This is a genomic window from Shewanella sp. SR43-8 (assembly GCF_014163775.1).
Classification (GTDB): domain Bacteria; phylum Pseudomonadota; class Gammaproteobacteria; order Enterobacterales; family Shewanellaceae; genus Shewanella; species Shewanella vesiculosa.
Window position 1 is genome coordinate 183,132 of sequence record NZ_JACJDX010000007.1, and the last position, 20,529, is coordinate 203,660.

Sequence of the window (20,529 nt, forward strand, 5' to 3'; positions counted from 1 at the left end):
TATGCCATGCAATGATTGAATAATGTAAGCAGCATGTTAGCCAATATGCTGTTTACATTGCTTTTAATCTACGATTTACGGTTTGATTAACATATTGTTTATTGCTGACTAAAGGCTATTTTACCTTGGCGGAATACATAGCTGAATCACTTTTTAGCATAGGGTAAACGCATAAGTTTATTGCTAGTGTGGTAACTATCTAATCCTGTAATCGCCACTGTGTCTATTGCTTGCAAGTCTAAAAAGCCATCACTTTGAAGTGCTGCTTCATCAACATACACATCGATAATTTCACCAATCACCAGCTCAGTACCATTAACGGCTAAATGTTGATGCTCAATAAATTTTACCGAATATTTTAAACGACTTTCTTTTACAAATGGCGCGGTAAAATTATTTAAGTATTCAGGTGTTAGTCCCGTTAGCGCAAACTCCGACTCGTCTTTATCATAACGGGCAGATGTTTGATGAGCCTGCTTATAAATTGCTTGATTAACTTGGTTAATTGTATAGCAACCCGTTTGTAAAATATTTTCAAAAGTATGACGAGGTACAGTATGTGGGCGCACTATCATCCCCACCAGCGGCGGATTTGCGCCTAGGTGTATCACGGAACTGACAATAGACAAGTTAGTCAGGCCTTGTGAGTCTTGAGTGCCAATTAAATTAGCGCTTTTAAAACCAGAGAGTGAATTAATCAAATGGGTACGGGTGTGTTTATCAAGCGCGTCTATGCGCTCTTGGGTAAAATGCATTTGAAGTCCTTAACAGTAAAATAGTGTGACCCTATCAATCTTAATGGGCTGATTAACTTTTTAGATATCAATTTTTCTGAGTGTGCGCTGTTGGCTACATGCAACACGTTTGTGTTTATCGTTTGTCAGATTTTAGTTTCCTATGACACTGGCCGTTAGAACAGCTTGAATTGGGCATTAAAAATTTACTAATAGAATGCCTATACTTTGCAAAAAAGCGATATCCAAGGTCGGCAAATAAGCGAATGATGGGTAAGCGGATAAGTTTTAACCAGCGATGTTTTCCAACAATCTCCCACGCCTGACAAGTCACATCAAGGCCGTAAATCATCTCACCCGATAGTGTTTGTGCTTGTAAATACGTCATTGCCTGATTGACATCAATACTTGGGTATCGAAGACTAAAATCAAGCGCATTAAGATCTTCAAGGATGATTTTTTGATGAATATCAGCGTGTTTTAGTTGCTGCATTTCGATGCTGCATAGTGGGCAATTGCCATCGTAGAAAATGATCATATTACTGCTTTGAGATAATTCGAAAGAGATAGTTTTTACGTTCAAGGATGACAAATAGATCCATTAAATAATGCTTGATCGCCCTGTGGCATCATACAAGGGCAAATGAGGCATAAATGAGCATTATGTTGCCATGCATGTTAACGTATATTTTCAGGATAAAAATCCAATATTCTGAAGCCAAGTATTTAAATCAAGCAAAAACTTCAGTCGTTAAAGCTGTTTTAACCACGTCATTAAAAGGACAATCATTATGAGTAAGAAACAAGCATACGAAAAAAAATTGCAGGCGCAACTCGATGAGTGGAGTGCCCAAATTGATAGACTGAAAGCAAAAGCCGATGGTAAAGCTGCTGATGAGCAACTGGAATACTATCAAAGAATAGAGGAACTTGAGTCGATGAAACAATCTGCCAATAAAAAACTTAATGAGCTTAAAAAAGCCAGTGATGATGCTTGGGAAGACGTAAAAGTCGGCATTGATAGCGCCTGGGATTCGCTCAGTGCAGCATTTAAGTCAGCGAGTTCAAGGTTTAAGTAATCATGTTACATTAAAGATATTTGATATCATATCTATCCTCTATTAAGGTGACCAATGATTAATACGTTACACATTGTTAAATGGGCTATTAATCTTGGTCGCCATAAAAGCTATAAATCACGCCAGTCATTAATGGCAGCTTCTCTATTGGACGACCTAAATAGCTTAGTTACAATTAACAATTAGCAGTGGAAGCTTACTATTACCAGCCAATAAAATAGTGCAAGTGCCTTCCTTGGTAAGGTCGAATTAGGCTACCTTGCGATAAACAACAATTGCCCTAACGACCATTTTTATTGCTGGAAAATAGAGTCTTAAACAACATAATGCAGATCCTAATCCTTGATAAGTGACTGCATTTTATTACTGTAACCCCTTCATAAACTCGAGTGTGTTACCCTTGAACGATTAACAGGGTAGGCAAGCAATACTAAGTTACCTCTCAAGCTCCATTGGGTCTATCCATGTTTTCTGGTTATTTACAGTCAACTTAGTGTTCACTTGAGTTCATATGATGTTTTGCCATCTGTTCTCAATCTATAGTGACCTTATCTAGATCAAGCTTGTGCCGATAAGTGAGTGCAATTCCATCATAGGTAAATGTCATCAGCACTGTATTAGATGAATAACATAACCTCATTTATGCGTGCACATTAATAACGCAATGAGCCACCTTGGTCGATAAATTATTACAGGTCAAAAATATGAAAAAACTGTTCAATAAGATTTTTGCTGGAGTTCATCTGTTCGCAGCTGTCACTCTTATCATCTTATCTTTGATAATTATGCTGTGGTCTATTTACGAGGTCATTTCTGGCATAGAGTATGACTCTGGATTTATTCCATTAATGCTTCAATCTGTCGCCGCTATTATCATAGCTGCAGCGATTATCGATGTTGCACAGTACATGATGGAAGAAGAAGTGTTTAAGGATAAAGAGCTGCGAGATCCCAAAGAGGCAAGAAGAACAATTACAAAAATTATTGTCATTATTACCATCGCCGTCAGTATTGAAGGACTGGTGTTTATATTCAAAGCAGGAACGAAAGACCTTAGCCTTTTACTCTATCCGGCGTTACTTATTATGGTATCAGCGATTTTGATTGTTTCGCTTGGTGTATATCAAAAATTAAGCGCGACTATCGAAAAAAGAGAAGAGGAAAGTGAATAGTAAGCCTGTGAAAAATGATATTTAGCTATGGCTTAGATAAGTGTTGCGCCGCCATATGCGGCGATTCTCTTTAGTGAAAATGGTTATCTAAATAGAGCGAGTACTAACAGGCTATATTTCACCTTGTAGCTATATTTCAGGGATATCTTTCAGTAATGTTAAGATAGTTTGATTATTGTTTATATTTGCTAAATCAATTAGATAGCTTTTCTCAAGCTCTTGCATCGGTTCATTTGCTAATAAATCTTTTACCAACTGCTCTTCATCATTTGCGATAGCGGTTTTTAAGGCTGCAAAAGTAGCGATACTGTGCTTATGTTGATCAGTATTATGCGATCCCATTAGTTGCACTCCATTAATTGGTTGATATTGATGTCTAGCTGTTCACTCACACTAACAATATTAACGTGCATGTTGCAATCAAAGTGATGGTAAATATACCGAATCGTTGTCGAGGCCATCTAAGCCTGTTAAACAGGTTACGACTTGTCCTTAACTGTGGCTTGAGCGCTGATTTGGACGGCATAATGTGAATTCGGATTGAGTTTTAACGCTAATAGCGGCATACAAAGCCGTGTTGATAAAAAGATGGTATCGTATTTATTACCAGTTTACTCTTTTGATTTTAAAGGGATCTGGCCACATTATGTGGTTGAAAAGCACACAGTAACGTTGCGGAGACAAGTTATGAGTTACGAAATAAAGGAAGAAAATCGTGATCATGCTCCATTAGAGCGTGGTTTTCTTAAGTTCTCATTGCCTGTTGAGTCATTTATCAATAGTCAGATCGTAGCTGGAATCGTATTACTTGTTTCAGCAATAGCAGCCATTCTTATGGTTAATTTAGGATGGCAACACAGTTATGAAGCCCTAAGTACACTTGAGCTAACTATTTCTCTTGGCGATTGGGCTATAAGTCATTCATTACATTACTGGATCAATGACGGTTTAATGGTGTTGTTCTTTTTCATTTTAGGGCTAGAAATTAAATATGAATGCTTGGTCGGAGCGCTAAGCGATTTAAAAGATGCTGGATTAGTTATTGTTATGGCACTGGGGGGCATGGTGCTTCCGGCACTGATATATTCTAGTATTATTTGGATTAGTGAGTCGTCCAACGCTTATCAAGGCTGGGGTGTGCCTATGGCCACAGACACGGCTTTTGCGATAGGTATTCTCACACTGTTAGGCGCTAAAGCCCCTCGAGCGGCTTACATTATTCTTACTGGTTTAGCCATTGTTGATGACATGGGAGCAGTAGCTGTTATTGGTTTATTTTATACCGACCAAATTATTATCCAGTCACTTCTATGGGCGGGGCTCACGCTATTAGTCCTGTTTTTTATAAACCTTCTTGGTATCAGGAAACCTGTCTTTTATTTAGTGGGCGGTTTTTTTCTTTGGTGGTTTATTCTTCAATCAGGCGTACATGCAACCACCGCAGGTCTGTTAGCCGCAATGATGGTGCCGACACGTCCGTATACCAACAAAATCTGGTTTCGCCGTAAAATGCAAAATGTCATCCATGATTTTAAGGACGTAGACAGTGAAGATACTCCTATCCTTGAAAATGAACAACAACACGCACTGGCTGTAAAGGCCGAAGATATTGCCAAGCAAACGACAGCGCCAATATTACGCTGGGGATATACACTAGATAAACCTGTCAGTTTGATTATTCTACCTTTGTTCGCTTTTTTAAATGCAGGCGTAATGTTACCTACGGTCATTCCTGAATTTAAAGATACTGTGGTCACACTGGCGATAATACTCGCATTGGTTTTAGGAAAGGGGATTGGTATTAGCTTTTTTGCCTGGTTGGGATTAAAGGTAGGTGCGGTAAGATTGCCTGATGGTGTGACATTTTCTCATATCATTGGTATCGGTTTTTTGGCGGGTGTAGGCTTTACAATGTCATTATTTATATCAGTATTAGCATTTGAGGGACAACCCGCTTTAATTGAACAAGCAAAACTGGGTATCCTTTTCGGTTCATTAATTGCCGGTATAATAGGAGCTGCTATATTGTTTTCGGTTTCTAAAGATGAGGTTAAATAGTTGGCCCAATTAGCGTATCGAGACGAATAGATAATAGTCAATTTCAATAATGTCAACGTATTGATAGGTACTGGAAATGGGCCGCAAAAGTGATGGCAAAGAACGCTTGCTACAAGCAATATTAGATTTAATGTGGTAGAGCAGCTATGGCACTCTCACTATTGATGCTATATGTGAGCGATTCGGCGTGAAGAAGGGCTGTTGCTAGTATTTTTCAAATCTAAATCACAATATGCTACTGAGGCAATCCGCGACGGATCGGAGGAAAAAATCCGAAAATCAACACCTTTTTCGCTAACTAGACCACCTTTAGAATGACTTAAAGCCTACTTTTACGATATACAATAAACACAGGTCGAGGCTATCGAGAAACATGGCCGCGTGTTGGGCTGCCCACATTTCTGTATGGATGATGAAATAAGCAGTATTGAAACTGTTGATTTTCACGCGCGTTAGGATTTATTCAAAAACAAAGATGCTTATTTATCTATTTATCTATTTATCTATTTAAGAGTTATTATTAAGTTAATCTTATGTGGCTAATAACATACGCTGATTATTGTTAGTACCTATCATCATTTTCATGCTTAAAAAAAACTTAATCCCAATCGTCAGTATTGTTAACTGAATGTACTCAATTACATCCTTTTAGTCTGAACTGTTTACAATTATTAAGATTTATTGGCCTAATTGGAAAGGCTAACATTGGTATGTTAGTGTAACTAAACAGTAAAATATAATTTGGTTTATTTAAGACACAGCACTAACAGTGATTTTTATAACCTTGCTTTAATATGGTTAGTGTCATGCTGAAAATATATTTAAATATTATCTATAAATATAAATGTCTTAAATCATAGGTAATGACGAGTTTTATATTTAAATATCGCATTGACATATCTAAGTGGTTACTTTAGATAATTTACTCATTCAATTATAGTTGACCATTTAGTAAAGAATAACAATGTAGATATCAAGCAAGTGAATATGATCAACGCATTTTATTCCATTTAGGCAATTGCCATGAACGGCAAAATAGCGATATTTACGATGTTGTTGCTAAGTCTTCTTGTAATGGCTGGGAGCGCAAACCCTTCCAGTATATTTGTCATCAGGTTTACCGATATTCGAATACTAGACACAGAAAAATCGACGTATGACAGCATAAGCGTACGCCTTCACATTTAATCAGAAGGAATCCTAATATGAAAAACTTTGACTTTCATAACCCCACAAAAATCCTCTTTGGTAAAGGCCGCATCGCAGACCTGAACGATCATGTTCCAGCAGATGCAAAAGTATTGATTATCTATGGCGGCGGTAGCGCAGAACGGACCGGCGTGTTAACACAAGTACGAACAGCACTAGCTGATCGCACATTAGTCGAGTTCGGCGGTATAGAGCCAAATCCTCGTTATGCCACTACCCTTAATGCCGTTAAAGCAATCGCTGATAACGACATCACCTTTTTGCTTGCCGTGGGTGGCGGATCTGTTATTGATGCGACTAAATTCATTGCCATGGCGGCGCTTTATGCCGGTGACCCTTGGGAAATCCTTACTGCTGGCAGTACAAAAGTGACCAAGGCTATGCCGTTCGGTACTGTGCTAACACTGCCTGCAACAGGATCAGAGATGAATAATGGTGGAGTGATCACTAACCCTGAGAAGGTAGCCAAGCTTCCTTTTAGAAGTCCTCATTGCTACCCAATTTTTTCTGTTCTCGATCCTGAGCTTACCTATACGCTGCCTGCTCGTCAGATTGCCAATGGTGCAGTAGATGCCTTTGTTCATATCGTCGAGCAGTATCTGACTTACCCCAGCGGCGCACACGTACAGGATGGTTTTGCCGAGTCTCTACTGCGCACCATTATTGAGCTTGGCCCTAAAGCGCTAGAGACACCAGAAGATTATGACATCCGCGCAAGTTTGATGTTGACCGCCACGCTGGCCTTGAATGGATTAATCGGTGCCGGAGTGCCACAAGATTGGGCTTCACACATGATCGGACATGAGATTACCGCGCTCAATGATACCGACCACGCTCGTACACTTGCAGTTATATTGCCGTCATTATTGAATGATCAGCGTGGCCACAAGCACGAAAAACTACTGCAATATGCTCGTAATGTTTGGGGGATCAACGAAGGTTCTGATGCCGTACGAATTGACGCTGCGATAGATGCTACACGTGCATTCTTTGAGCAACTAGGCATTAAGACTCACTTGAGCGACTACGATATTGCCGCCCCAGAAATTGAAGTTATCGTTAGTGCCTTGCAGGAACATGGCATGACGGCCCTTGGCGAACATAAAGACATCACCCCAACTGATGTGCGCCGGATTCTCGAAGCGTCACTTTAAAGGAGATAGAACATGACACAGACAAACACAACGAATCGACAATGGGTTCTAAGCCAACGTCCCTCAGGCGAGCCTACGGAAGACACGTTAACTTTGATTGAGACTACCATCCCTGTTGCTGGCGACCAACAAATGCTACTGCGGACTGAGTTCCTTTCGCTTGATCCCTATATGCGGGGGCGGATGAGCGATGCACCATCTTATGCCGACCCAGTCGAGTTAGGCGAGGTGATGATAGGCGGCACAGTGTCTCAAGTTGTTGATTCCAATATCGATGGCTTTGCTCCAGGCGACTTTGTACTTAGTTACAATGGTTGGCAGGACTATGCTGTGTCTGATGGCGTTGGGCTTACTAACCTCGGTAAGTCTTCGTCGCATCTTTCATGGGCGCTGGGTATTTTAGGCATGCCTGGGTTTACTGCTTGGGCTGGCCTGAAGCAGATTGGTGCACCAAAAGCAGGCGAAACCATTGTTGTGGCAGCTGCGACCGGTCCTGTCGGCGCCACTGTTGGTCAAATTGGCAAGCTACTTGGCTGCCATGTGGTTGGAATTGCGGGCGGTGCGGAAAAATGTGCCTATGCAGTAGACGAGTTGGGCTTTGACGCCTGCATCGACCATAAGGCTGCTGACTTTGCTGTCCAACTTGCTAAGGTGAGCTCAAAGGGCATTGATGTCTATTTTGAAAGTGTCGGTGGTAAGGTCCTTGATGCTGTTATTCCGCTATTGAATCCGAACGCCCGAATCCCACTTTGCGGGCTGGTATCGCAATACAATGCTACCAATTTGCCAGAGGGGCCAGACAGGATGAACTGGCTGATGGGGCAGATCCTGCGCAAGAAAATAAAACTGCAGGGTTTCATTATTTTTGATGATTTTGGCCATCTGTATCCTGATTTCGCGACAGAGATGACTGCTTGGGTTAAAAGCGGCAAGATTAAATATCGAGAAGAGATTATCACAGGGTTAGAAAATGCCCCAAATGCATTCATAGGTCTACTTAATGGTGAAAGCTTTGGTAAGCGTACGATCCACGTTGGTCAAAAGTAAATGGTCAGTACATTACCATCTTAATCATACTGACTTTGCTCTAGAGGGATTGCTTTTCACAATAGCAGCTACTCATAAAGTAAAGAACATACTCATCTCTAGTTAAGTGGCACATAATTAGTGTGCCACTGCATACAGGGCCTAACTTATATCATTATTGGTAAAGTGTGCACTGCCATAAAATGAGCCTATGACAGTTGATATTATTTATTCCGTGTATCCGAAGGGTACTCGCCAAAATACATAAAATAGTCATTGGAAAATCGTCCTGCATTAACTACCCCAAAATCGATAGCGATTCTACTAATACTTTTTTCTGGACTGCATTTTATTTCATGCTTAATAAGGTTTAGTCTTCTTTTTATAAGATAAGCCTTGGGTGAACATCCAAGGATAGACTTAAAGGAATATTCTAAAGTTCTTATACTACAAAAGCAGATATTAGATAATTCTACGATAGTTAAATTGGATTTAGGCTCTTTATGGATAGCAGCTAACGCCCGTTTAACAACAACGACTCTATGTTTTGAACTACAGATTATCTTTTTGCCACCAGATTCACCCAAAATTTCTAATATGTTTACTAAAATCGTATCCTGAGCGTCTACTGCGGCCAGATAATTCCATTGGCTTACTTGGTCAATAACACTTAACGTATAATTAATAAGCTGTTTTATTTTTAAATTCTCAATATTTGAAAATGTAGTTTTATTTCTCAGGTTTTTTAATGATGGTAAAGTATCAGTAAGGTTTTGGTATTTATAGTAATCTTGCAATACTGCCAAAGGGATTAAAAAATCCATTGTTTCAACAAGTTTAGGATGAAGAACCAATAGATCTTCGTCGGGTAAAACGGCTAAAATAGAGTCGCTACCGAAAACCTTGCCATCTATTATTTGTGATTCCCTTTCTATGGGGAAAGAGAGATAAATTTTATCCTGTGCTAAAGCTCCATGATATAAGATGCTGGTATTAATACGCCAATGGTTGATTTCAATCAGCGGGAGCTTAACATTTCTATTTGTGCTAAAAAAACGTCCACTACCAACCTGCGTTGCTTCTACGTCCAGTCCATTTAAATTATCAATATAGACATCAATACTATTACACTCAACGTACTTCATTTTGGATACAACGCACTAGAAACTAATATTTTCTAATTGAATGAATATAATATGCCAATAATCTACAGCAAATAAAGTTACTGGGGCATACAAATTACGCAATTATAACAGTTTGAGCTACACAAACCCTACAAACCATAATGTTAGTAATCATACAAAAATCGCAATATGAATTTTATCCCTTAAAAATAATAGTTTGGATGTTTTTTTGAGTGTATTGTTATAGATAAGTTACTAACATAACTACTCTAAAAAAATGCAATGCCAATGATAAGGGGTTGTGTGTTTTCTTTATAAGTTTAGTCACTAAATTAGTTCATCAAGCCATTGAAAATTGGGTCTTTCCGCGTTTTCAAAAAGGAGCAGAATGGATATGAATTAGTTGTTACAACGTTATGGTGATCTACGGTATGAACCGGCAGGCAATGATGAGATGATCAGCTATATGGTTGTTTACATATGCAAATATCATGTGCGAAGTGACGACGCATCTTTAAGTTAAGAGTAAGACTTTTCGCCAGGCCTAGCCGCTTAAAATAAGTTCTACAGCAATAATGGCAGCTAGTAATAAAGAATATTATCTTATAGCTAAATAATTGCGCGGCAAAGTTACACTGGTGAATGAATATTTTTTAACAGTTATAGGTGGCTGTAAATAATATAAAACAGCAGCAAAGATTGAGCTTATTTTTAAAGTCTTCGATCAGTTTTTCAATGTACTGATTGTAAACATTAAATTTAATGAGGTTATTTCAATGGCTTATAAAATTAAAAGTGAAAAAAGCTCTGAATGTGTCTTAGCAAAAAAAAGAAATATGAAATATATAGTCGTTTTTTTGATCTTAGCACTTGCTTGTACGTTTTCTATATTTTTATTGTACACAAAGAGTGTAATCACCTTAAATAAGTCATTCAATAATTATAGTCGCGTTGCACAAGCAGTTAGTGACATAAGGAAACATACGCTTTTAAGTCAACTGTCACTAGTTGATTTAATATACATTCCTAACAAGCACGGTCTGGAAAATATAGCTAGTCAAAATGACCATTATGATAATCAAGTTAATCGAGCATTTGATCTACTGGGTAAAGAATTTGTTGGAGATAAAAGTAGGGTAGATACGGTTAAACGGGTTTACTTAGATTGGCTCTCTGTCAGAGAACAAATTATTGCTAGAATTAGACTTAATGAAGAAAAGAGTTTATTACTTAACCAGCTACAACAAAATACGCAAAACATAAAAAAAATTAATAAGCAGTTAGAATTTTTGACAAATACGGCTGAAAGTAAAGCTAACAATATTACACAAACGTCTTATAACGGTTCATTAGAATATTTACGTATTGAATTACTCATTTTAGTCTTACTGGCATCATGTTTGTTAATAGTTTTTTATACATTTCAGAGGTATATAACAAATGAAAAACAAGCAGTATCGAGCCAACTTGCATGGTCAAACAAGCTTTTAGAATCATCTCCTGATGCAATGATAATTTCCGATAGAGACGGAGTTATCTCTCAAGTGAATAAGAGTGCAGAAGACCTTTTTGGTTACTCAAAAAGTGAATTTGTAAAATTAAACATTGCTACACTCATGCCGAAAAGGTTTGTTAATCATCACGAGAAAATAGCACTTTTTTTCAACCATTCGAGCGCGAGAATGATGGGGCTCGGAAAGACATTATATGCACTAAATAAGCAGGAAAAAGAATTTCCAGTTGAGATAAGTTTGAATCTAGCAGAGCTGAATAATCGCAAAGTGGCTATTACCGTTATTCGGGATATATCAGAGAAGAAACAAAATGAAGCGAAGTTAATACATCAAGCTAATTATGATTTACTGACCAACTTACCAAATAGGAAACTAATAAACGATAGACTGGACCAAGCTATTAGTCGGGCAAATCTAAGTAATAATAAATTTGGTGTGTTGTTTATCGACTTAGATCATTTCAAAAAGGCCAATGACCTCCACGGTCATGAATTCGGCGATAAGTTACTTATTTGTATTGCCAATGTACTTAGAGACTTATTACGAGTCGAAGATACAATTGGTCGACTTGGTGGCGATGAGTACCTGGTTATCATACCTGACATTATTCATAGTGAGTCACTGACCAATATAGTTGAAAAAATATTACTCGCAATTGAATGCATTGAGCCTATCGACGGAAAGAGTGTACAAATTGGCGCGAGTATTGGCATAAGCATTTATCCAGACTGTGGGCGTAATTGTGATCAATTAATTCGCAATGCTGATCTCGCTATGTATGATGCGAAAAAAAGTTTGGGTAAAAGCTCTTATTCGTATTTTGAGGATGCGATGTTTATTCAGACAGCTGAATACTACGCATTAGAAATAGCTTTGCAGCAAGCTTATGAAAATAATGAATTTTATCTTGTTTATCAACCAAAATTCGAAATCAAATCTCAAAATATAATTGGTTTTGAAGCATTGCTGCGATGGAACAATTTTCGCTTCAGTCATTTAGTTCCAGAAGATTACATTCCTATTCTCGAGAAAAAAAACCTTATATATAAGGTCGGCGATTTTGTGTTAAAAACATCCCTTGAAGCAATCAAGCACTGGCAGGATTTAACAGGAAAAGAGCTTCATGTTGCGGTAAACATATCTCCTTACCAGATGAAAGATCCGACATTCTCACGTTCCATTGAAAAACTTTTAGAAACGTATCAATTAGATGGACGTTGTTTAGAGATAGAGCTTACTGAACAAACACTGATTGAGCCCTCACTAATGTTAGATCAAGCATTAGCGAATTTAAGGAAAATAGGCGTTGGTATAGCGTTAGATGACTTTGGCACGTGTTATTCATCACTACAGTATTTAGCTAATTATCCTATTACATCCATAAAAGTCGACAAGTCTTTCGTTAGCGGGATCAATAATAATAACTTCAATGAAATCAAAGTGGTTTTGGTTAATACCATTGTATCGCTGGGGAGTTCTTTAAATCTAATGGTAACGGCTGAAGGAATTGAACTCGAGGAACAAATCAAACATCTCCTCAATATTAACTGTGATTATGGTCAAGGCTACTACTTTAGTAAGCCACTCACATCTGAAAATATTATTTCACTGCTTGTAAAAGACGCCTGAAAGTATTGCCACAGTAAACATTTCACACAAGCTAACTAATGAGTAACTTACATGAGTAAAGAACAAACTTTTTCGTCTAGCGAAATTCTCCTTTCTACAACAGATTTGAACAGTTACATAAAGTACGCCAACAAAAGTTTTTGTGATATCTCTGGGTTTTCTTTAGATGAAATGATGGGTAAGCCACATAACATGGTCAGGCACCCCGATATGCCTAAGGCGGCATTCAAAGACATGTGGAGTTATATTCAAGCTGGAAATTCCTGGATGGGACCCGTTAAAAATAAATGTGAAAATGGTGATTACTACTGGGTAAATGCTTTTGTAACACCAATAAAGGACAAAACGGGTAAAACGTTTGAATATGAATCTGTGCGTACTTATTTAGACAGTGATGTAAAACATAGAGCAGATTCTGTATACGGAAAAATTGCAGCGGGTAAACCCTTTAAGCAAATTAGCTTCAGTAAAGACTCAACATTATGGGTGCAAATTATATTCATCATTCTTATGGCGCTATCCTTAAGTTCCTTATTTTTTGCAAACAGTTCATTGTGGTTTACTTTACCAAATTTAGCTGTATCACTCTGTGGAATAATTATTTTTTCCTCATGGAGGACTAAATATTCTCGCGTGGTTAAAACGGCAAAAGCTGTGTTTGATAATCCTCTAATGAGCTTCATATATTCAGGTAATAACGATGCAACCGGCATCATAGAATTAGCTTTAAAAATGCGTAAAGCAGAATTGAGTGCGGTAGTTGGTCGAGTATCTGATGATTCAGAAAAAGTGACAGCCTTGGCGCAAGACTCCTCTTATTGCGGCGAAGACGTTAAAAACATCTTAAATAGACAAACGAGTGAAACCAATCAAGTTGCGACAGCGGTTAATCAAATGTCTTCAACAATACAAGAAGTCGCTCGTATTGTAAGTAGAGCTGCGCAATCTTCCCAGCAAGGTTTAAATAGCAGTAATAAAGGGCAAGAAATTGTTACTCAAACGGTTGCCACTATTGAGGAGTTATCAAAGCAACTTAGTAATGTAGACCATTCAATAGATCTTTTAGTTAAAGGTACTAAATCAATTGAAGCTGTTCTTAGTGAAATTAGCAGTATTGCTGATCAGACTAATTTACTAGCACTAAATGCGGCTATTGAAGCGGCAAGAGCGGGAGAACAAGGAAGAGGATTTGCGGTTGTAGCCGATGAAGTTAGGGCGCTAGCAATGCGTTCTCAACAATCAACCAATGAGATTGGTCAACTTTTAGGTGAGTTAAGGGGGGAGTCCATTCTAGCCATTAAAGCAATGAATTCAAGTAATGAACAATCGGAAAAATGTGTTGCTTTAGCTAATGCAACTGGTGATTCCTTCGAAAATATTACCAATGTAGTTTCGGCAATAGCTGGTTTAAATGCACAAATTTCAACAGCAATAGAAGAGCAATCGGTCGTTTCTGAACAAATAAGTCGAAGCGTTGTCGCCATTAGTGATATGGCAAAGCATAGTGAGCAACAAAGCATTAAATCTGTATCCATGAGTAAAGAGCTGCTTATCAGGTTAAGCGACCAATATAATCTTATTATCCAGTTTAAAGATTGAACGCTTGAGAATTTCATAGATGAGTTTACTTGTAGTCGCTCATGCTTGCTTAGACCGATTTTTGACTGTAGATAAATCATCTTAGTCAACAATCGGGGTTCTAAGTGTATAGACTCATGAGTATCAACGTTATTGAATGTCCATTAGCATACAAGACAAATAATTTGACTGTTTTTTGGCTGAACAGGATTAACTAACGGCCTAAGAATCAAAGCTGGGGGAGATGAGGATAGTATTAAAGGTTGTTTTCAAAACACCTTGTACAAACATATTTAGCTCGTTAGTGATTTGTGCCTTTTTTATATCTACATACTGCTAATTACCAATTTATAATGCAAGGAAACCCTATAAATCTGCAGATCAAAAAATACAAATTGTCACAAGGTTAATCAGATTTGGTAAAGGGTTGGTTAATTCTAGTAATATGACTGACTTGAAAAAGTCTTTTAAAACGAGGAGATAAAGCAAGAAATGGTACACCCGAGTGGACTCGAACCACCGACCCCTACCATGTCAAGGTAGTGCTCTAACCAACTGAGCTACGGGTGTATTGTTTACTACAGTATCACTTCAAAACATTTCGCTTCAAAGCGGCCGCTATAGTAAGTTGGATAGCCTACTGCTTGCAAGCAAAAAAAACATATTTATGCCTAAATGGTGATTTGCTGTGCAACTTGCTTCAACGTTAAGCAAAATTACATGCTTAACGTTGATAATTTACAGTTATTACCCTATTTGGCTAAATACCAAGCCTTTCTTTTGAATGTACTTTAACCTAATTGCAAACAGAATTGCTGCTGATGTTAATCCTGCAATTAATCCAATCCAAAATCCATGAGCCCCCATTGATGGTCGAATCATATCGGTATAGCCCAATACATATCCGGTAGTCATACCAACACACCAATAGGAAAACAAGGTAATGTAAAATGCACTTCGAGTATCTTTATAACCTCTGAGTGCACCAGCTGCGACAACTTGGATTGAGTCTGAGATTTGATAAAATGCAGCTAACATCATTAGGCTACCCGCTAAAGCAACCACTTCAGGATTGTCATTGTATAACAAGGCTATTTCATGCCTAAACATCACTGTCAGTAGGGCGGTTAACACGGCTAATGATAAAGACAAACCTAATCCTACTTTGGCCACAAGAGCCGATATTTCAGGTTGTCCACGGCCAAGGTAGTAACCAATACGAATGGAGACCGCAATACCAATAGATAGTGGCAGCATAAATATGATTGAAGAGAAATTAAGCGCGATTTGGTGGCTTGCAACAACATTAGCGCCTAATGGGGCAAGAAATAACGCGATCACGGCAAATAGACTCACTTCAAAAAATAATGCCAAGGCAATTGGCATTCCCAGTTTAATCATCGACCACATGCTCGCCAAGTGCGGACGATAAAACTGTTGAAACGGTTTAAGTTCTTTAAAGGTTTTATCAACCAACATATAAATAATCATCGCCGCTAGCATTGCCCAAAACACCAGTGCGGTAGCGACGCCACAACCGGCACCACCCATTGCAGGAATACCAAAACCGCCATAGATAAACACATAATTGGCCGGTATATTGACGGCTAATCCAATAAACCCGATAACCATGGTTGGCATTGTATAAGAGATCCCCTCACTGCAACCACGAAGCACTTGATACAAGACAAACGGCATAGCGCCCCATAAAATAGCATCTATATATCCAACCGTTAATTCATGCAGTTTAGGTTCTAAATGCATTAAATCGAGTAAATAAGTAGAAGATGCAAGAAAGAACATCACACCAATACCGCCAATTATGGCAATATATCCTGCCTGAAACAGTATTTTGGGAATGGCTTGCTGATTATTCGCCCCATGATGTTGAGAAAAGACAGGCGTAAAAGACATTAATAAACCTTGAACGAATAAGATTGCCGGTAACCAAAGACTGGTTCCTACCGCAACAGCAGCCATATCGACGGCACTGACGCGACCAGCCATGACAGTATCAATAAAGCCCATCATGGTTTGTGTAACTTGTGCTATCAGCACTGGCAGCGCCAATTTGATTAAGCGTGATATTTGAAACCCTGTATTATTCATTAAAAAACCTATAACGGAACGAGAGAATTATGTTTACTGGTATAGTTCAAGCCACTTGTGAAGTGGTATCAATTAACAATGCGACCGGCCTTAAAACCTTTGAAGTCGCTATGACACCAGCGTTAACACAAGGATTAGTGACAGGTGCTAGCGTAGCCAATAATGGTGTTTGCCTTACGGTAACCAAGATACTAAATGATAAGGTTTTTTTTGATGTAATGGAAGAAACATTAGCCGTGACTAACTTAGGCAATACCCAGGTTGGTGACTCAGTGAATATAGAACGTTCGTTGACGTTTGGCACCGAAATAGGTGGACATATACTATCTGGTCATGTGCATACTTTGGCGACAGTTAAAGCGGTTAGCAATACCGCTGAACATTATAATATAGAGCTCCAAGTTGATCCGCAGTGGATGAACTACATTTTCTATAAAGGTTTTGTGGGAATTAATGGTTGTAGTTTAACCGTAGGAAAGGTCAATGACAGTGGGTTTGTTTTGCACTTAATTCCTGAAACGTTAAAACTAACCAATCTAAATCAATACGGTGTTGGTGACACAATCAATATCGAAATTGACAGCCAAACTCAAGTGATCGTTGATACGGTCGAAAGAGTGCTCGCAAAAAAGCAACTTGCATAAGCTGTTAAAACGATATGGCTTGCTTCATTTTATGCAAGCCATCATCGATCAGTAAATTTGTTCATCGTCAGCGTCGATATGAAGTTCTATCATTTTACGATTATCATCAAGATGCATCCGAATATATATCGGATTGCAGCACATACGGCAATTATCGTAATATTCTTGATCACCAGAACTGGTATCTAAAGCAACATGTTGATGATGCCCGCAGTGGGGGCAACTGATGACACGCGAAAGTAATCTCATAGCGAGTACTCCTCACTGACTAACTCGTTTTAATAAGTATAGTGAGCATTTCAACATTTGGATCATCCATAAGAATGATTCTCATGGTTAAAAATTAATTCATTTAAAATAAAGTTAAGCTTACAATTTTATGTATAAAGTATTTTATTTCAACTGGTTGTGTAGTGAATTTATATCATTCATTAAAGCGGCTATAGACTATTATTTTTCTTATGCTTGGTGATATCCGTCAATAATCTTAAAAATGGTTTTTTTGATTAACCCTGCAATAGCTTGTATTAACCTTATTTTCCAGCATAAAACCTGAATTTTATCACTAAATCACTATTGTGTGGTTGCGTGCTAAAGCGCTTATCGCATAAAATAAACGATTACGTTTTTGGGTAACTAAGACTCCTGTACTGTCTTGATTTCATTAACGTGTTTCTCGTTCAAATAGAACATACTTAATTACCATGTGGCCCTACGTGTGGGTCACCACTGGAAAAGGAAATTTAATGCCTATTATTACACTGCCTGATGGTAGCCAACGTGAGTTTGCTACGCCTGTCTCGACTCTTGATGTTGCATTAGACATCGGCCCTGGTTTAGCAAAAGCGTGTATTGCTGGCCGCGTTAACGGTGAACTGAAAGATGCAACTGACTTAATTACTGCAGATTCTGAATTAGCTATTATTACGGCTAAAGACGAAGAAGGTGTTGAAATCCTTCGCCATTCTTGTGCGCATTTACTTGGTCACGCGATCAAACAAATGTGGCCTGAAACTAAAATGGCGATTGGTCCCACAATCGACAACGGGTTTTATTACGATATCGATTTAGACCATAAACTGACCCATGAAGACATTGAAGCCTTAGAAAAACGCATGCTTAGTCTTGCAAAAACTAACTACGATGTGGTCAAAAACGTTGTCTCTTGGCAAGAAGCTCGTGATGCATTTACCGCTCGCGGTGAAGAGTACAAAATTGCGATTCTTGATGACAACATCAGTAAAGATGCAACACCAGCGCTTTATCACCATGAAGAATACATCGACATGTGTCGTGGCCCTCATGTACCAAACATGCGTTTTTGCCAAAACTTTAAGTTAATGAGCGTGGCAGGTGCATATTGGCGTGGTAATTCTGACAATAAAATGTTGCAACGTATATACGGTACAGCATGGGCAGACAAAAAAGCGCTCAAAACACATTTAGTCCGTCTAGAAGAAGCGGCTAAGCGCGATCACCGTAAAATTGGTAAACAATTAGATTTGTACCATATGCAAGAAGAAGCGCCAGGAATGGTGTTTTGGCATAACGATGGTTGGAGCATATTTTTAGAACTCGAGAAGTTCATTCGTCAAAAGTTAGGCCAATACACTTATCAAGAAGTGAAAGGTCCACTTATGATGGATCGAGTGTTATGGGAACGTTCTGGCCACTGGGATAAATACGCCGAAGCCATGTTCACCACTAACAGTGAAAACCGTGAATACGCAATCAAGCCAATGAACTGTCCTGGTCATGTGCAGATTTTTAACCAAGGGTTAAAATCTTATCGTGACTTACCGTTACGTATGGCTGAGTTTGGTTGTTGTCATCGTAATGAGCCATCGGGTTCTCTTCATGGTTTAATGCGCGTACGCGGCTTTACACAAGATGATGCACATGTTTTCTGTACTGACGACCAAGTTCAAGCAGAAGTTAGTGCATGTATTCAAATGGTATATGACACATACGCGACATTTGGTTTTGAAAATATCGTGGTTAAATTGTCTACGCGTCCTGAAAAACGGATTGGCGATGACGATATGTGGGACCGAGCAGAAGATGCTTTAAAGCAAGCGCTTGCCAATAATAATATTAAATATGAAATATTACCGGGCGAAGGTGCATTTTATGGCCCGAAAATCGAATTTACTTTGCATGACTGTTTAGATCGTGCATGGCAATGTGGTACAGTACAACTCGATTATGCATTACCGACTCGTTTAGGTGCTACTTATGTCGCAGAAGACAACAGTCGCCAAACGCCAGTAATGATCCATCGTGCTATTTTAGGCTCTTTAGAACGTTTCATAGGTATATTGATAGAAGAATACGCCGGCAAATTCCCAACATGGCTTGCTCCAATGCAAGTTGTTGTAATGAATATTACCGACAAACAAGCTGATTATGTTGAAGAAATCGTTAAATTCTTTAAAGAACAGGGTATTCGAGCATCTTTTGACTTGAGGAATGAGAAAATAGGCTTTAAAATACGCGAACACACACTTAGACGTGTGCCTTATTTATTGGTCGTTGGTGATCAAGAAATGGAAAATAAGGAAGTAGCGGTGCGTACACGTGACGGTATCGATATAGGCAAGTTAAAACTAGAAGATTTCGCCGCGATGATACGTCAACAGATTTCGCTCCGTAGTCTCAAATTGTTGGAGGAATAGGTCATAAAGATCAAAAGAACAGCAGGGCGACAGCCAGCCCCTAATAGAATCAATGATGAAATCACTGGTGTACCTGAAGTCCGTTTATCAGGTTTAGATGGTGAGCCAATTGGTATATTAACTATAAAAGAAGCTCAGATCGTTGCAGATGAAGCCGGAGTTGATCTAGTAGAGATCAGTCCCAATGCTGAGCCTCCTGTCTGTCGTATAATGGACTACGGTAAGTTCCTTTTTGATAAAGCGAAAGCTCAAAAAGAACAAAAAAAGAAGCAAAAACAGGTCCAGGTTAAGGAAATTAAATTCCGTCCTGGCACTGATGAAAACGACTATCAGGTAAAACTACGCAACCTGATTCGTTTTCTGGAAGATGGTGACAAAGCGAAAATTACGCTGCGTTTCCGTGGTCGCGAAATGGCACACCAAAACCTAGGTATGGATCTTTTGAACCGTATTAAGGCTGATTTGGAAATATATGCGGTTGTCGAATCTTTCCCGAAAATGGAAGGCCGTCAAGCAATTATGGTGCTAGCACCTAAAAAGAAATAGTAGGGCAACCTAAAGTAGCAAAAGTCTCTTGAGGCTTTTGCTCGCCTTACGTTTATTAACGTCCCAATGCGGAGTTTTAGAAATGCCTAAAATGAAAACAGACAAGGGTGTAGCGAAGCGTTTTAAGAAAACCGCTAATGGTTTCAAGCGCAAGCAAGCACACTTACGTCACATTTTGACCAAGAAAAGCACTAAGCGTAAGCGTCACTTACGTGCTAAATGTTTAGTTGCTAAATCTGACGTTCCAGCAATCGCGCGTCAACTACCATACGCTTAAT

17 protein-coding genes and 1 tRNA gene are annotated in these 20,529 nt (G+C 38.7%); 11 read left to right on the forward strand and 7 right to left on the reverse strand.

Features of this window, described 5'->3' with window-relative positions; genetic code table 11:
- Window positions 1-146: 146 nt before the first annotated feature.
- Complete coding sequence (locus H5114_RS10820) at window positions 147-755, reverse strand: flavin reductase family protein (RefSeq protein WP_182722915.1); 609 nt, start codon at window positions 753-755, stop codon at window positions 147-149.
- A 115-nt stretch (window positions 756-870) separates the two neighbouring features.
- Window positions 871-1,272 (reverse strand): thiol-disulfide oxidoreductase DCC family protein, encoded by a 402-nt coding sequence (locus tag H5114_RS10825; protein ID WP_182697342.1) that lies wholly within the window; start codon window positions 1,270-1,272, stop codon window positions 871-873.
- Between the two features lie 253 nt (window positions 1,273-1,525).
- Between H5114_RS10825 and H5114_RS10830 the strand changes: the two genes are divergently transcribed.
- The gene (locus H5114_RS10830; protein ID WP_182722916.1) at window positions 1,526-1,813 is read left to right on the forward strand and encodes a coiled coil domain-containing protein; all 288 of its coding nucleotides are present in this window, start codon (window positions 1,526-1,528) and stop codon (window positions 1,811-1,813) included.
- Window positions 1,814-2,487: 674 nt separating this feature from the next.
- The gene (locus H5114_RS10835; protein WP_259395277.1) at window positions 2,488-2,985 is read left to right on the forward strand and encodes a hypothetical protein; all 498 of its coding nucleotides are present in this window, start codon (window positions 2,488-2,490) and stop codon (window positions 2,983-2,985) included.
- 129 nt (window positions 2,986-3,114) lie between these two features.
- Here H5114_RS10835 and H5114_RS10840 read toward each other — a convergent pair whose 3' ends face one another.
- Window positions 3,115-3,327, reverse strand: coding sequence for a hypothetical protein (locus tag H5114_RS10840; RefSeq protein ID WP_182697345.1), 213 nt, complete (start codon window positions 3,325-3,327; stop codon window positions 3,115-3,117).
- 198 nt (window positions 3,328-3,525) lie between these two features.
- Here H5114_RS10840 and nhaA point away from each other — a divergent pair, with 198 nt between their 5' ends.
- The 3 genes from nhaA (at window position 3,526) to H5114_RS10855 (ending at window position 8,453) form a co-directional block, all read left to right on the forward strand.
- Entirely contained in the window at window positions 3,526-5,043 is a 1,518-nt protein-coding gene (gene nhaA / locus H5114_RS10845; RefSeq protein ID WP_259395278.1) for a Na+/H+ antiporter NhaA, read from the forward strand.
- A 1,205-nt stretch (window positions 5,044-6,248) separates the two neighbouring features.
- Window positions 6,249-7,406: an iron-containing alcohol dehydrogenase gene (locus H5114_RS10850; RefSeq protein ID WP_182722917.1), complete on the forward strand. Its 1,158-nt coding sequence runs from the start codon at window positions 6,249-6,251 to the stop codon at window positions 7,404-7,406.
- Window positions 7,407-7,418: 12 nt separating this feature from the next.
- Complete coding sequence (locus H5114_RS10855; protein ID WP_182722918.1) at window positions 7,419-8,453, forward strand: NADP-dependent oxidoreductase; 1,035 nt, start codon at window positions 7,419-7,421, stop codon at window positions 8,451-8,453.
- 203 nt (window positions 8,454-8,656) lie between these two features.
- Here the strand turns inward: H5114_RS10855 and H5114_RS10860 are convergent, their stop codons facing one another.
- Entirely contained in the window at window positions 8,657-9,577 is a 921-nt protein-coding gene (locus H5114_RS10860) for a helix-turn-helix domain-containing protein (protein WP_182697349.1), read from the reverse strand.
- Between the two features lie 755 nt (window positions 9,578-10,332).
- Here H5114_RS10860 and H5114_RS10865 point away from each other — a divergent pair.
- Both H5114_RS10865 and H5114_RS10870 read left to right on the forward strand, forming a co-directional pair.
- Complete coding sequence (locus tag H5114_RS10865; RefSeq protein ID WP_182722919.1) at window positions 10,333-12,699, forward strand: EAL domain-containing protein; 2,367 nt, start codon at window positions 10,333-10,335, stop codon at window positions 12,697-12,699.
- A 51-nt stretch (window positions 12,700-12,750) separates the two neighbouring features.
- Entirely contained in the window at window positions 12,751-14,298 is a 1,548-nt protein-coding gene (locus tag H5114_RS10870; protein WP_182722920.1) for a PAS domain-containing methyl-accepting chemotaxis protein, read from the forward strand.
- A gap of 472 nt (window positions 14,299-14,770) precedes the next feature.
- Here the strand turns inward: H5114_RS10870 and H5114_RS10875 are convergent.
- Window positions 14,771-14,847: transfer RNA gene (locus H5114_RS10875), tRNA-Val, on the reverse strand.
- Window positions 14,848-15,024: 177 nt separating this feature from the next.
- Complete coding sequence (locus H5114_RS10880) at window positions 15,025-16,386, reverse strand: MATE family efflux transporter (RefSeq protein ID WP_124014857.1); 1,362 nt, start codon at window positions 16,384-16,386, stop codon at window positions 15,025-15,027.
- A 29-nt stretch (window positions 16,387-16,415) separates the two neighbouring features.
- On the opposite strand from H5114_RS10880, the gene H5114_RS10885 reads away from it, so the two are divergent.
- Window positions 16,416-17,030, forward strand: a complete 615-nt coding sequence (locus tag H5114_RS10885) for a riboflavin synthase subunit alpha (protein WP_124014858.1) — start codon at window positions 16,416-16,418, stop codon at window positions 17,028-17,030.
- Window positions 17,031-17,078: 48 nt separating this feature from the next.
- Here H5114_RS10885 and H5114_RS10890 read toward each other — a convergent pair whose 3' ends face one another.
- A complete protein-coding gene (locus H5114_RS10890) occupies window positions 17,079-17,279 on the reverse strand; it encodes a CPXCG motif-containing cysteine-rich protein (protein ID WP_124014859.1) in 201 nt (66 codons plus the stop codon).
- Window positions 17,280-17,776: 497 nt separating this feature from the next.
- On the opposite strand from H5114_RS10890, the gene thrS reads away from it, so the two are divergent.
- From thrS to rpmI, 3 genes are all read left to right on the forward strand, one after another.
- The gene (gene thrS, locus H5114_RS10895; RefSeq protein ID WP_124014860.1) at window positions 17,777-19,705 is read left to right on the forward strand and encodes a threonine--tRNA ligase; all 1,929 of its coding nucleotides are present in this window, start codon (window positions 17,777-17,779) and stop codon (window positions 19,703-19,705) included.
- A 3-nt stretch (window positions 19,706-19,708) separates the two neighbouring features.
- Window positions 19,709-20,251, forward strand: a complete 543-nt coding sequence (infC, locus tag H5114_RS10900; protein WP_124014861.1) for a translation initiation factor IF-3 — start codon at window positions 19,709-19,711, stop codon at window positions 20,249-20,251.
- 82 nt (window positions 20,252-20,333) lie between these two features.
- Window positions 20,334-20,528: a 50S ribosomal protein L35 gene (rpmI, locus tag H5114_RS10905; protein ID WP_011496149.1), complete on the forward strand. Its 195-nt coding sequence runs from the start codon at window positions 20,334-20,336 to the stop codon at window positions 20,526-20,528.
- Window position 20,529 lies beyond the last annotated feature (1 nt).

Excerpts from the sequence above, each read along its gene's own strand:
- H5114_RS10850 (WP_182722917.1), top strand. The coding sequence starts at position 6,249 with ATGAAAAACTTTGACTTTCATAACCCCACAAAAATCCTCTTTGGTAAA.
- H5114_RS10865 (WP_182722919.1), top strand. The coding sequence starts at position 10,333 with ATGGCTTATAAAATTAAAAGTGAAAAAAGCTCTGAATGTGTCTTAGCA.
- H5114_RS10855 (WP_182722918.1), top strand. The coding sequence starts at position 7,419 with ATGACACAGACAAACACAACGAATCGACAATGGGTTCTAAGCCAACGT.
- H5114_RS10860 (WP_182697349.1), bottom strand. The coding sequence starts at position 9,577 with ATGAAGTACGTTGAGTGTAATAGTATTGATGTCTATATTGATAATTTA.
- H5114_RS10870 (WP_182722920.1), top strand. The coding sequence starts at position 12,751 with ATGAGTAAAGAACAAACTTTTTCGTCTAGCGAAATTCTCCTTTCTACA.
- thrS (WP_124014860.1), top strand. The coding sequence starts at position 17,777 with ATGCCTATTATTACACTGCCTGATGGTAGCCAACGTGAGTTTGCTACG.
- H5114_RS10825 (WP_182697342.1), bottom strand. The coding sequence starts at position 1,272 with ATGATCATTTTCTACGATGGCAATTGCCCACTATGCAGCATCGAAATG.
- H5114_RS10840 (WP_182697345.1), bottom strand. The coding sequence starts at position 3,327 with ATGGGATCGCATAATACTGATCAACATAAGCACAGTATCGCTACTTTT.
- H5114_RS10820 (WP_182722915.1), bottom strand. The coding sequence starts at position 755 with ATGCATTTTACCCAAGAGCGCATAGACGCGCTTGATAAACACACCCGT.
- rpmI (WP_011496149.1), top strand. The coding sequence starts at position 20,334 with ATGCCTAAAATGAAAACAGACAAGGGTGTAGCGAAGCGTTTTAAGAAA.
- H5114_RS10885 (WP_124014858.1), top strand. The coding sequence starts at position 16,416 with ATGTTTACTGGTATAGTTCAAGCCACTTGTGAAGTGGTATCAATTAAC.
- H5114_RS10830 (WP_182722916.1), top strand. The coding sequence starts at position 1,526 with ATGAGTAAGAAACAAGCATACGAAAAAAAATTGCAGGCGCAACTCGAT.
- H5114_RS10890 (WP_124014859.1), bottom strand. The coding sequence starts at position 17,279 with ATGAGATTACTTTCGCGTGTCATCAGTTGCCCCCACTGCGGGCATCAT.
- H5114_RS10880 (WP_124014857.1), bottom strand. The coding sequence starts at position 16,386 with ATGAATAATACAGGGTTTCAAATATCACGCTTAATCAAATTGGCGCTG.